Genomic DNA, 12,196 nt, shown 5'->3' on the forward strand with positions numbered 1-12,196 from the left:
ACTGCCTCACGTTGCCGCCGGCTGCGAGCCGATCCAGCTGGCGTCGCGTCGCCTGGAGCGGTGAATGAACAAGCCTGGCCATGCAAGAACCGCTTCGAACCAGGCCTGGTCCATGCAGCGCTCGACCGGAAGGCGCCGCAAGGCGAATTGCGAATGCGGGCCGGGACGGCTGGTGCCGGCAATGTATGTGCACGCCATCTCGTAGCCGGCCGCGCGCGCAGCCGCAATTACCTCCGGGTCGAAGGCATCGTGACCGCCGACCGGATACGACAGCACGCGCGCGGGGGCGCCGAGTTCCACCTCCATCCTGCGCCGCGACTCGACGAGCTCCGCTTTCATCAGCGACGCAGGCAGCTTGGCCAGCATCCGGTGATGCACGCCGTGCGAGCCGATCTCCATGCCGCCGTCCCGCATCTCGCGCAGGTTCTGCCAGCTCATGGGCCGACATCCGCCATCACGATCCGGCACCGGGACGCCCAGCTGAGCGACGATGCGCCGCACCAGGATCGACTGCGTGCTTTCCCGCAGCGCCTTGACCCGGTCGAGTACGCCGGCTGCAACCGCCCTGCGTCCGTCAAGTGAAGCCGGCAACGGGACATCGAGTTCGAGCTCGGGTATTTCGACGCGGCCGGCCTTCGTCACGCACAGCCCGTGCACCAGCCAGTCGTAGAGATAAGGCCTTCCACTGTCGATGTGGCCAGTGGCGACGAAGAACATGGCCGACAGGTCGAGGTCGCGAAGAATGGGAAAAGCCACGCGGTGGTTGTCTTCATAACCATCGTCGAAAGTGACCAGCACCGCGTTGGCGGGAAGACGGCGCCTCGCCTGCAGGATCGCCAGCACCTCATCGAAGCGCATGGGATGGAAGTGCTTGCGCAGGTGGATCATCTGCTCGCGGAAACATTCCGCCCACGCGCTGACCAGTTCGAGGTCGAAGCTGAAATCTTCAACCGGTTCGGTCAGCACGCGATGATAGGCAAGGATGCGCAGCTGCCCGCTGCCGAACACGGACAGCGCGGCGGCAAGCGGCTGCAGCAACCCCATGCGTTGGACTACACGCGCCAGCCTTTGCCGGCGTCCTCCCGGAATGGTCATGTCCGCCGATCTGTCGTCGTGCATTGCGTGTCCGTTCGATAAGCCCCTGTCCCGGACGCACCGGCCCCCGATCCGGGGCTCGATAAAGCAAAACGCTCCTCCGGTCGATCTTGATTAACGGAAAACGCCGCTCCCACAGGACGCGGCCGGATCGCGCCGTGGATTTCGTTGATCCGGGACACAACCCGCGTGCATGCGCCGCGGGACTGCGGCCTCAGGGAAGCTCGTGCTCCAATCATTCGGCAATCTGATGACCAAGGCGCAACGGCGCCTGTGGATGAAGTACGCCCTGCGCGGTGTCGGAGGCAACGACAACCATGCGCGGCTGGACCTGGCCTATTCCGTACAGGATCCATGGAACATGGAATCGGAACTCGAGCGGGCCCGCTTCGAAGCCACGAACGGCCTGATCGAACGCGAATTCGGCCGCGTCGGCTCCGTACTCGAACTCGGCTGTGGCGAAGGCCACCAGACGGGGTTCCTCGCCCGGCTCAGCGATCAGCAGCACGGCATCGATGTCAGCCCGCAGGCGATAGAGCGCGCGCGCCGCCGCGTGCCGGCCGCCCAGTTCGCGGCCACCGACATCTTCGGCCAACCCTGGGGCGGTCAGGCGCGCCGTTTCGATCTGGTCACGGCATGTGAAGTGCTCTATTACCTGGGCGACCCGGCCGCGACACTGGAGCGCATGCGCCATCTGGGCCGTTGCGGTCTGGTCACGTTCTTCGCGCCGGCCGCACGCCGCGTCGGAGCACACGTGGACAGCGTCCGCGGCATCCGCAAGGACTGGTTCCACCATGGCGGCACGGCATGGCTGGTGGGCTGGTGGCGCGATGACTGACGTGGCTGCTGTGCTGCGCGACGTCGGCGTCGTGTACTTCGGCAATGACTGGCAGGCCGAGAACCGCACGAGCAGCCATCACGTGGCGCTCCGCCTGGCAAGGTCAATGCGCACGCTCTACGTCGACTCCCCCGGCATGCGCTCGCCCGGCGCTTCGGGGCGCGACGTCCGCAAGGCGCTGCGGAAACTCGCCGCCGCCCTGCGGGCGCCCGAGCATGTGGGCGGCCACCTCTGGCGCTGCACCGTCCCACAACTGCCTTTCCGCCGGATCCCGGGCATCGAACTGCTCAACCGGGCGTTCTCACGATGGGCCGTACGTCGTGCGATGCGCCTGAGCGGGATCCAGCGCTGCATTTCGTGGTTCGTGGTGCCACACCCCAGCGCAATGGCGCAGCATCTGGGCGAAGAACTCTGCGTGTATTACTGCATCGACGACTATGCCGCGCATCCTGGGGTCGATGTCGATGCGATCACCCGGCATGACCACGTTCTGAGTCGCGTCGCCGACCTGGTTTTCGTCGCACCACCGGGGCTGGTGGACGCCAAGCTTGCACTCAATCCGCACACTCATTACTCGCCGCACGGTGTCGACGCCGCGCACTTCGCGCGCGCGCAGGATCCGGACGCACCGGTGCCTGGCGGCGCAGCCACGCTGCCTCATCCGATCGTGGGTTTCTTTGGCTCCATCCACGAATGGATCGATATCGAACTGATCGCCTGGCTTGCCGCGCAGCGGCCGCAGTGGACCTTCCTCCTGGTCGGCCATGCCGCAACCGACGTGAGCATGCTGCGTGCCCTGCCCAACGTGCATCTTGCCGGTCCGCAGCCCTACGCGACATTGCCCGACTGGGCGCGGTGCTTCGATGCCGCAATGATTCCGTATCGGCTCAACCGTCAAGTCGCCAACGCCAATCCCCTCAAGCTGCGCGAATACCTCGCCACCGGAAAGCCCATCGTGAGCGTCAGCAATCCCGAGATACAGAAGTTCGCCGAATACATCACCATTGCCAGAAGCCGCCAGGAGTTCCTGGCAGGACTGGATCGTTGTCTGGCCGGCGAGCCTCCAGGCGCTGCATCGCGGCGAATGACGGCTGTCGCCGACCAGACCTGGGATCGTCGTGTCGAGGCCGTCCTCGACGTGGTTGCCGACAGGCTGGCGCAAGTGACGGACGTGGCGATTGCAGGACAGGCTGCATGAGCGCCGGTGGAAACAAGTTGCGCGTGGCGGTGATCGGTGCTGGCTATGTGGCATCGCATCACCTTGCAGCGCTGGCTGCGCTGGACTTCGTAGAGATCATCGCCATCTGCGATACCAACGCCGATGCCGCGCAGGCGCTGGCCAAGCGCCATGGCGGGCAGGCGCTCAGGGACGCGGGTGCGCTGGCGGCATTGCAACCGGACATCGTGCACGTTCTCACTCCGCCGGCGAGCCATGCGCGGCTCGCGATGCTGGCGCTCGAAATGGGCGCGCACGTGCTGGTCGAAAAGCCGATGGCGGACTCGGTCGCCGAATGCGAGGCGATGATCGCCAAGGCACGCGAATGCGGCCGGCTACTCGGCGTCAACCACTCCGACCTGCTCGATCCTGTCGTGCAGCAAGCGCTGCAAGCCGTTCGCGACGGTCGCATCGGAGACGTTGTTTCAGCCGACATCATCCGCAATTCCGAGTACCCACCCTACGCCGGTGGACTTCTGCCCGCGTCGGTGACGCAAGGCTCTTACCCCTTTCGGGACCTCGGCGTGCACGGGCTTTATACGCTCGAGGCCTTGTTGGGCGCGCTAGCCCCGCCGCAAGTCACCTTCCAGTCCAGCGGACGCGATCCGAACCTGCATTTCGACGAGTGGCAGGCGGTGGTGGCGGGCGAACGCGGCATTGGACGCCTGTTGCTGTCATGGAACGCGCGCCCGATGGAAAACCGTTTGATCGTTCGCGGCACACGCGGACTCATCGAGGCTGATCGCTTCCTGCAGACCTGCCGTATCCGGCGCGCACTGCCCGGCCCGAAGTTCGTGGGCATCGTGGTTGGCGCAATGCTGGATGCTGCAACGACGCTGGCCAAGGTTCCCTGGAATGTAATGCGCTTCGCGACAGGCAGGCTGAAACCTTCGCCTGGTATCCGCAGCGGTGCCGCTGCATTCGCCCATGCGGTGCAGCGTGGCGAGCCGGCGCCCTTCGGCGGCGAGGCTGCGCTTCGAATCGCACAATTGCTTGAACCGGCCTGCGCTGAACCGGATCGGCTCCGCCGCGATCAGCTTTCTGCCCGCCTGCAACCGCTGGAGCCAGCCGACGCACTGGTAACCGGGGCGGCGGGATTTCTCGGCCGTGCCCTGGTAACGGCATTGCGTGCGCGAGGCGAGCGAGTGCGTGTGCTGGTCAGAAGGCCGGTCGCCGCGTTTGCTGCGGATCCCGGCGTGCAGATGGTGGTCGGCGACCTGGGCGATCCTGGAATCGTCGGGCACGCCGTCGCCGGCGTAGCTACCGTTTTCCACGTTGGCGCAGCGATGCGCGGCGGCCCGCGCGAGTTCGAAGCGGGCACCGTCTGGGGGACGCGCAATATCGTCGATGCGTGCCTGCAGCACGCCACGCCCAGGCTCGTGCACGTCAGTTCGCTCAGCGTGCTCGATCACGCAGGCCGCAGGCCGTCGAGCCCGGTAACCGAGGCCTCTACCCTGGAGCCATATCCGGAGCGCCGGGGCGCCTACACGCAGACCAAAGGAATTGCCGAAGCCTGCGTCCGCGATGCGATCGCGCGCAACGCGCTGCCCGCCGTCATCCTCCGGCCCGGCCAGATCTTCGGACCTGGCGCCGAGCGCAGCACGCCCAACGGCACGCTGTCGATCGCGGGCTGCTGGATCGCCGTCGGATCCATTTCGCGGACATTGCCGCTGGTACACGTGGATGATGTTGTGGAGGCGATGCTGTTGGCCGCTGGCAGCGACGCTGCGGTTGGCAAGGTTTTCAACATCGTCGATCCGCAGTCTGTCACGCAGAAGCAGTACCTGGCAGCCTGCCGTCGCAAATTGGGCGATGGTCTTCGTCTGCTGCATGTCCCGACCTGGTCTTTCATGCTGCTCGCGACGGCAGTTGAGCTGCTCGGTGCGGTGCTCGGGCGTCCGGTGCCGCTCACCCGTTATCGCGTGCGTTCGCTACGTCCGCTGGAAAACTTCGACCTCACCGCTGCGCAAACCGTCCTGGGCTGGCAGCCGCGCGTCGGCGTGGAGCGCGGCATGGCAGCGACCTTCGGCTTCGAGACAACTGAACATCCATCGTTGGTCGAGGGTCACACCGGCGACATACGCGAAGCCGACGCCTGATCGGCAATCAACCGAAGTACTTCAGGAACCGCGTAACGCGATCAGGCAGGATCCAGCCGCGCCACCACGCGTGCGGCACGATGTGCTGGCGCCAGGTGGAACGTATCCAGCGCAATGCCGGGCGTTCCACAAGGTAGGTCAGCGCGGTCGCAAGGATGAAGATCGCTCCGATCGCAATGACGACGGCCGCCAGCGGCGCGATGCCGTTGCGTTCCATGCGATGGATCAACACGAAACCAATGGCCTGGTGCAGCAGGTATAGCGAATAGGAAATCGTTCCCAGATACGCCAGCGGAGCGGCGCGCAACCAGGCCAGGCGCCCTGTGATGAACAGCCAGAAGACCGCCACGCATGCCGAACCCACCACCAGGTACACCGGCGCATAGGCAATGCCGATCGTTGCCAGGCAAAGGCCGATCAGAATCGCATCGGCGCGGTGCGAGCCTGCGTGGGAGTGGATGCGGTAGAAGAGTATGCCCATCGCGAAGAACGGGATGTGCTGCAGGATCAGCGCCTCGCGCACCGAGTACGAGAAGTGCAGGCCGGCCTTCCGGGCCAACCCATAGGCCACTGCCAACAACAGCCATCCGACAATGATGAAGCGGATGCGCGGCAGCAGGCCAAGCATGAACCACCCCAGCATCTGCGCGTAGAAGAACAGCTCCACGCCCAGCGTCCAGTACGAACCGTCCAGATGCTCCGCACCAAGCACTTCCTGCACCATCGTGAGGTCCAGCAGAAGGTCGCGCAGCGGCAGTTTCTGCTCCGGCATGCCGAGCGTGTAGACCACCGCGGCGGTGATGGCCATTGCGCTCCAGTAAGCCGGGAACAATCGCGAGAACCGGGAAACGACAAAATCCATCGCCGTGCGCGTGCGCTCCAGCGTCATGAAGATGACGAAGCCGCTGATGAGAAAGAACAGCTGCACCCCGTAATTGCCCGGCGGGAAGCCGAAGCCCAGTGGCCGGGTGTGGCCGATCATGGCCTGGTAATGCGTGGTGTAGTGGAAGGCAACCACAGCCAGAGCCGCAAGCCCGCGAAGGGCGTCGAGCTCGACCACTCTTTCCGACGATGAAGCCGTCTTGGACAAACTCTCCCCCCGTTCGGATCGCTGGAATCACGCGTCTGTGATGAGGCAACGCAAAACGACTCGGCAACCGGGCACTGCCCGCTCCACTTCATAGGCCGCGATGCGCATCCTCGTCGTTACCTCCCAGTTCCCGATCGCCGGCGAGCCCAATCGAGGCCGGCCGATCCTGCAGACGGTGCGCGAGCTCGCGCGCCTCGCCGACGTGCGCGTGATCAGCCCCGTGGCCACCTATCCGCGATGGGCGAGACCACGCAGCTACCTGTTCCGTGCGCCGCTCCCACAGCAGGTGCAGGACTGCGACACCGAATACGTGAGCTATCCGGCATTGCCGATGGTGTCGCGTCCGTTCAATGGCCATCTGTGCGGCATGGCGATCACTGAGGCCATGGCGCGCTTCGCCCCGGATGTGGTGCTCTCCTATTGGCTGTACCCCGACGCATTCGGTGCGATGCGGGCGGCGTCCCGGCTTGGCATTCCCTGGGTGGCCGGGGCCCGCGGTTCGGACCTTCGCGTGCGCGATGCCGTGAGTCGCGTGCTGACGGCCCAGGTGGTGCGCCGCGCACGGCGCTTGCTGGTGGTAAGCGAAGACCTGCGCCGCGTGGCGATCGAACGCTACGGCGCCGACGCCCATCGCACGATCACCATTCCGAACGGCTGCAACGCCGCGATCTTCCATCCGGCGAGCCGTTCGGAAGCGCGGCGCCAGCTCGGGATCGACGAAGGCGCCAGGCTCGTCGTGTACGTGGGGCGCCTCGTTCAGGAAAAGGGATTGCGGGAGCTGCTCGAAGCGACCGCGATGCTGTCGCAGGAGCATCCGCGCGCGGAACTCGCCCTCATCGGTGACGGACCGTTGCGTGGCGAGCTGGATCAGTCCGCGCAGCGCATCGCGGGTGTACCCGTGCACCTGCCGGGAGCGATGGATGCATCCATCGTCGCTCGCTGGATGGCGGCGTCCGATCTGGTCACGCTGCCCAGCTACTCCGAAGGCCATCCCAATGTACTCGTCGAGGCACTCGCCTCCGGACGCCCCGTCGTTGCCACGCATGTAGGTGGTATTCCAGAAGTCGTCGATGCGTCCTGCGGCGTGCTGGTCGCTCCACGCGATCCACGCGCGTTGTCCGTCGCGTTCGGGCAGGTGCTGGATCGCGGGTGGGATCCGGAAGCGCTCGCCCGGCGCTTCTCCCGCGACTGGAGCGGAGTGGCGCGCGAGACATTGCAGGTATGCATGGATGCTTTTAGCGAAGCCGATGGCCGTATCGCCCTGCCCGCAACGTTTACCTGAGCGACTTCACTTGCGTCGCTATCGCTCGCGAGGGATGCCTAGTCCACGGGGGGCCGATCAACGTGTGTGGAATCGCTGGGTTCACCGGACCCGATGTAGCGCCGGAGAGCGCGCGACCCTTGCTGGATCGGATGATCCGGACCCTGGCCCATCGCGGCCCGGATGGATATGGCTTCCATGCGGCGCCCGGCGTTGGCCTGGCGCATGCGCGGCTGTCGATCATCGACCTGGCCACGGGCGACCAGCCGATCCATAACCCGCGCCGCACGGTCTGGACCGTGTTCAACGGCGAGATATTCAATTACGTCGAACTGCGACAAACACTGGAAGCCGAAGGCCGTCGCTTCTACACGCAGTCGGACACCGAGGTGATCGTGCATCTGTACGATCGCTACGGCGATGGGTTCGTCGAACACCTCAACGGTCAGTTCGCTATCGCCTTGTGGGACGCGGAGCGGCAGCGCCTGGTGCTCGCCCGCGACCGTGCGGGGATTCGCCCGTTGTTCTACACGCGCGAAGGCGCGCGCACCTGGTTCGCCTCCGAGGTCAAGGCAGTGCAGGCCGTGCTGCCCCGATGCGCTTCGTTCGACCCGGTCGGGCTGGCACAGACCCTCACGTACTGGGCACCTGCCGACCCCGATACGGTCTACGAGGGTGTGCGCAGTCTTCCGCCCGGTTGCCTGCTGTCGATCGAAAGCAATGGGCGCGAGCAGTTGAGCCGTTACTGGGACTGGACGTTTCCTCCTGCCGCGGAAACATCCCCCGGCCAGTTCGCCAGCATTGAGCACGCGGCGGGCGAACTGCGCGAGTTGCTCATCGACGCCGTGCGCCTGCAATTGCGCGCCGACGTACCCGTCGGCGCCTACCTGAGCGGAGGCCTTGATTCATCGGGAATCGTGGCACTGGTGCGGGGCTTCACCTCCACACCCGTGCGCACGTTTTCAGTGGCGTTCGAGGACGCGGAGTTCGACGAGAGCGCACACCAGCAACAGATGGCGCGACACCTGGGCACGGAGCACAGCACGCTGCTGTGCACGCGCCAGGACATCGGCGATGCATTCCCCCGCTTCGTGCGGCACGCGGAGGTTCCGGTGCTGCGCACCGCGCCGGTGCCGTTGATGCTGCTGTCGGGCGCCGTGCGGGCGGCCGGCTACAAGGTCGTACTCACCGGGGAAGGCGCCGATGAAGTCTTCGGCGGCTACGACCTGTTCAAGGAAGCCAAGGTGCGCCGCTTCTGGGCGCGGCAGCCGGGTTCGACGTGGCGCCCTCGCCTGCTGGAGCGTCTTTACGGGTACGTGGAGAACTCGCCTGTGCGCAACGCAGCCTTCGCGCAGTCGTTCTTCGGCCAGGGAATGGAATACCTGCACAGTCCCGTCTTCGCGCATGTGCCGCGCTGGAGGACCTCGCAGCGGGCGCTTTCGCTGCTCTCATCGGACATGCGCGAAGCGCTGGGCGCATGGGAGCCGATGGGTGCCTTCGAAGACCGGCTACCACCCGAAACGATGTCGTGGAGTCCGCTGGCGCGCGACCAGTACGTCGAAGCGAAATCGCTCCTCGCCGGTTATCTGCTCGCGGCGCAGGGCGACCGTGTCGCAATGGCGAACTCGATCGAGGGCCGCTTCCCCTATCTCGATCATCGACTGATCGAATTCGCCTCGCGCCTGCCGCCGAGCTACAAGATCCGCGGAATGACGGAAAAGTACCTGCTCCGGCGTGCGCTGGCCGACCTGCTTCCGTCCGACATCCTCGCGCGCACCAAGCAGCCCTATCGCGCGCCCGACAGCCAGAGTTTTTTCCGCGACGGTGTGCCACTGGATTACGTGGCCGACCTGCTCAGCCCCGAATGCCTGCGGGAAGCAGGCGTTTTCGATCCGCTCGCAGTCGGCCGGCTGGTGGACAAGTGCCGCAGCGGACGTGTCACGGGCTTCGCCGACAACCAGGCCTTCGTCGGCATGCTTTCCACCATGCTGCTGCACCGCAACCTGCGTGAAGTCCGCAATCTTCCCGCAATCGAACCGGTGCTCGACACCTGCGCCTGAGGTCCGTTATGCACTGGAGAATCAAGGGCGTGGTGCAAAAGGTGCTGGGCGTGCTGCCTGGTGGCACCTTGCTGCACTACGGACTGCAGCGCCGTTTCGGCGGCCTGCGCGATTTCGAACGCGAATTCGCCTGCAAGGTCGAAGACTGGTCGATCATGATCCGTCATCTGCGCAACGCCGGGCAGTCGATCGGCGGCGCGCGCCTCGTGGAGATCGGAACCGGCTGGTATCCCACCTTTCCCCTCGCGTGTTATCTCGCCGGTGCGCGCGTCGTGGAAACATTCGATCTCAACCGGCACCTGCGGCCGGGACTCACCGCACGTTGCATCGCTCTGTTGGCCGACCACCTCGAGCACATTGCCAGGACGTCGGGTGCCGATATCGAACAGGTGCGCCATCGCTATGCGTTGCTCAGTTCCCATGAGAAACCGGCATGCGATCTTGAAGCTGCCACTTCCGGGGTGGTGCGTTACCGCGCTCCGGCGGACGCCACGCGTACCAGGTTGCCTGCCGGCAGCATCGACATGGTGTTTTCCAACAGCGTGCTCGAGCATGTGCCGCCGGCTGTCATCACGGCGTTGTACGCCGAATCACGCCGCATCCTCGCGCCAGGTGGACTGATGTTCCATTCGGTGAACTGTGGCGACCATTACGCCTACGTCGACCGCCGGCTGCACCAATTGCACTACCTGCAGTATTCCAGCCGCGCATGGTCGTTCTGGAACAACGCCTTCCTGTACCAGAATCGGCTGCGCGCGCATCGCTTCGTCGAGGACGCATCGGCCGCTGGCTTCGAGATCGTGCTCGATACGGCGACGGCGCGCGAAGAGAACCTCGCACGCCTTCGCGCGATGCGGGTGGCACCTGAATTTGCCGACATCCCCCGCGAGCGGTTGTGCGTCACCAGTGTCGACTTCATCGGACGTATCACGGCTTAGCGGATTCGACGGCATTGTTCCTGGCACCCGCCGGGCCGATCCGCAGCAGCTTGCCGTCGGGCACATCCGCATCCACCAGCAGATAGAGCGCCCCGTCCGGCCCCTGGCGCACATCACGTATGCGTTCGTTGCGATCAGTCAACAGCCGTTCCTCGGCAACGACCGCGTCCCCATCGAGTTCCAGGCGGATGAGTTCGTGCGTGGCCAGCGCACCGACGAACAAGTTGCCCTTCCATTGCGGGATCAGGTCCGCGGTGTAGAACACCATGCCGCTGACGCCTGGCGAAACCGTCCACACATAGTGTGGCGGCTCCATTCCGTCGGCACTCGCTCCGACCGAGCCGGGCACGGGACTGCCGCTGTAGTCCTTGCCGTTGGTCACGACCGGCCAGCCATAGTTGCGCCCAGCCCGGGGGATGTTGATTTCGTCGCCCCCCATCGGCCCGTGCTCGGTCGTCCATAGCTGGCGCGTGACCGGATGCAGTGCGGCTCCCTGCATGTTGCGGTGTCCGTACGACCAGATTTCCGGACGCGCATCCTGGCCGATAAACGGGTTGTCGTTCGGGATGGAACCATCCGGCCAGATGCGCACCAGCTTGCCCTGCAGCTTGTCCAGTTGCTGCGCGGTTTCAGCAACGCGGTTTTCGCCCTGTGTCACCCACAAGTGCCCCGAGTCATCGAATACCAGTCGCGATCCGACGTGCGTGCCGCTGGATAGTTTTGGTTCCTGCCGGTAGACGACTTCCACCGCTTCGAGTGCGTCCTCGGCCAAGCGTCCGCGCATTACGGCCGTACCGGTCTTGTTGCCACGAAAATTTGGTTCTGCGAACGACAGGTACACAAGCCGGTCGCGGCTGAACGTCGGCGAGATCGCGACGTCGAGCAGTCCGGCCTGGCCATCGACGAAGATGTCGGGCAAGCCCCGCAGCGGTTCGGATACACGTCCATCGCGGATGACGCGCAGGCGGCCCGGGCGTTCGGTCACGAGCATCGAGCTATCGGGCAGGAACGCAATCGCCCACGGGTGATCGAAGCCGGTGGCGATTTCGGTGAGGAGCACGGTGCCTGAGCGCGAATGCACCTGCTGCGCCGGCGCAGTCACCACGCGTGGCGTGGAAACAACCTTGGCCGGCGCGCCCTCGCCACGGCAACCGGCAAGCCAGAGCGCGGGCAAGATCATCCAGGTCCAGCGCATAACGCGTCCCCATGCGTAGTCGGCAGCCGATATTAACGGAGACCACCGCGGTACTCGGACAGACGCTGTCCTGATGCCACACGGCTTCACGTTCTTTGCAGTGGAGCCGCGCATCCGGCGCGCGTCAACGTCATCCAGGGGACAACCGGACATGGACCAGCGGCATCAGATCAAGACGTTCGTTCTGCAGAATTTTCTTTTTTCCGAAGACCATGGCGCCTTGGGCGACGCCGATTCGCTGATCCGCGGCGGCGTGATCGATTCGACCGGCATCCACGAGTTGATCCTGTTCCTGGAGGAGAGCTTCGCCATCAGGGTCGCGCCCGAGGAAATGACGCCGGCGAACTTCGATTCGATCCAGGCCGTCGACGGCTTCGTCGCGCGCAAACGCACGGGCTGAAGAT

General features: G+C 65.2%; 10 protein-coding genes. 7 read left to right on the top strand and 3 right to left on the bottom strand.

All coding sequences use genetic code 11. The features are described 5' to 3' along the window. Nucleotides 1-6: 6 nt before the first annotated feature. Complete coding sequence (locus tag ASD14_RS08855) at nucleotides 7-1,119, bottom strand: polysaccharide deacetylase family protein (protein WP_235565346.1); 1,113 nt, start codon at nucleotides 1,117-1,119, stop codon at nucleotides 7-9. 226 nt (nucleotides 1,120-1,345) lie between these two features. Between ASD14_RS08855 and ASD14_RS08860 the strand changes: the two genes are divergently transcribed. Genes ASD14_RS08860 through ASD14_RS08870 form a run of 3 tightly spaced genes read left to right on the top strand, consistent with a single transcriptional unit; the run spans nucleotide 1,346 to nucleotide 5,248 of the window. Next, on the top strand, nucleotides 1,346-1,933 hold the full coding sequence (locus tag ASD14_RS08860) for a class I SAM-dependent methyltransferase (protein ID WP_162247689.1): 588 nt from the start codon (nucleotides 1,346-1,348) through the stop codon (nucleotides 1,931-1,933). After that, entirely contained in the window at nucleotides 1,926-3,131 is a 1,206-nt protein-coding gene (locus ASD14_RS16225; protein ID WP_056131827.1) for a glycosyltransferase, read from the top strand. Before ASD14_RS08860 ends, ASD14_RS16225 begins: the two co-directional genes overlap by 8 nt. A 23-nt stretch (nucleotides 3,132-3,154) precedes the next feature. Then, a complete protein-coding gene (locus ASD14_RS08870; protein WP_162247690.1) occupies nucleotides 3,155-5,248 on the top strand; it encodes an NAD-dependent epimerase/dehydratase family protein in 2,094 nt (697 codons plus the stop codon). Nucleotides 5,249-5,255: 7 nt separating this feature from the next. Here ASD14_RS08870 and ASD14_RS08875 read toward each other — a convergent pair whose 3' ends face one another. Beyond that, nucleotides 5,256-6,308, bottom strand: a complete 1,053-nt coding sequence (locus tag ASD14_RS08875) for an acyltransferase (protein ID WP_056131833.1) — start codon at nucleotides 6,306-6,308, stop codon at nucleotides 5,256-5,258. 130 nt (nucleotides 6,309-6,438) lie between these two features. Between ASD14_RS08875 and ASD14_RS08880 the strand changes: the two genes are divergently transcribed. The 3 genes from ASD14_RS08880 to ASD14_RS08890 all read left to right on the top strand — a co-directional run bounded on the left by ASD14_RS08880 (nucleotide 6,439) and on the right by ASD14_RS08890 (nucleotide 10,597). After that, complete coding sequence (locus tag ASD14_RS08880) at nucleotides 6,439-7,620, top strand: glycosyltransferase (protein ID WP_056131835.1); 1,182 nt, start codon at nucleotides 6,439-6,441, stop codon at nucleotides 7,618-7,620. Between the two features lie 62 nt (nucleotides 7,621-7,682). Beyond that, nucleotides 7,683-9,659, top strand: coding sequence for an asparagine synthase (glutamine-hydrolyzing) (asnB, locus tag ASD14_RS08885; RefSeq protein WP_056131837.1), 1,977 nt, complete (start codon nucleotides 7,683-7,685; stop codon nucleotides 9,657-9,659). 8 nt (nucleotides 9,660-9,667) lie between these two features. Then, nucleotides 9,668-10,597: a class I SAM-dependent methyltransferase gene (locus tag ASD14_RS08890; RefSeq protein WP_056131840.1), complete on the top strand. Its 930-nt coding sequence runs from the start codon at nucleotides 9,668-9,670 to the stop codon at nucleotides 10,595-10,597. Here the strand turns inward: ASD14_RS08890 and ASD14_RS08895 are convergent. Then, nucleotides 10,587-11,792: a PQQ-dependent sugar dehydrogenase gene (locus ASD14_RS08895; RefSeq protein WP_200947036.1), complete on the bottom strand. Its 1,206-nt coding sequence runs from the start codon at nucleotides 11,790-11,792 to the stop codon at nucleotides 10,587-10,589. The genes ASD14_RS08890 and ASD14_RS08895 overlap by 11 nt on opposite strands. 151 nt (nucleotides 11,793-11,943) lie before the next feature. Between ASD14_RS08895 and ASD14_RS08900 the strand changes: the two genes are divergently transcribed. Next, nucleotides 11,944-12,192, top strand: coding sequence for an acyl carrier protein (locus tag ASD14_RS08900; RefSeq protein ID WP_056131841.1), 249 nt, complete (start codon nucleotides 11,944-11,946; stop codon nucleotides 12,190-12,192). Nucleotides 12,193-12,196 lie beyond the last annotated feature (4 nt).

It is taken from the genome of Lysobacter sp. Root494 (assembly GCF_001427225.1).
GTDB lineage: Bacteria > Pseudomonadota > Gammaproteobacteria > Xanthomonadales > Xanthomonadaceae > Agrilutibacter.

What these genes read in the sequence shown, in the direction of transcription:
- ASD14_RS08855 (WP_235565346.1), bottom strand. Translation starts at nt 1,119, where the DNA reads ATGCACGACGACAGATCGGCGGACATGACCATTCCGGGAGGACGCCGG.
- ASD14_RS08860 (WP_162247689.1), top strand. Translation starts at nt 1,346, where the DNA reads ATGACCAAGGCGCAACGGCGCCTGTGGATGAAGTACGCCCTGCGCGGT.
- ASD14_RS16225 (WP_056131827.1), top strand. Translation starts at nt 1,926, where the DNA reads ATGACTGACGTGGCTGCTGTGCTGCGCGACGTCGGCGTCGTGTACTTC.
- ASD14_RS08880 (WP_056131835.1), top strand. Translation starts at nt 6,439, where the DNA reads ATGCGCATCCTCGTCGTTACCTCCCAGTTCCCGATCGCCGGCGAGCCC.
- ASD14_RS08890 (WP_056131840.1), top strand. Translation starts at nt 9,668, where the DNA reads ATGCACTGGAGAATCAAGGGCGTGGTGCAAAAGGTGCTGGGCGTGCTG.
- ASD14_RS08895 (WP_200947036.1), bottom strand. Translation starts at nt 11,792, where the DNA reads ATGCGCTGGACCTGGATGATCTTGCCCGCGCTCTGGCTTGCCGGTTGC.
- ASD14_RS08900 (WP_056131841.1), top strand. Translation starts at nt 11,944, where the DNA reads ATGGACCAGCGGCATCAGATCAAGACGTTCGTTCTGCAGAATTTTCTT.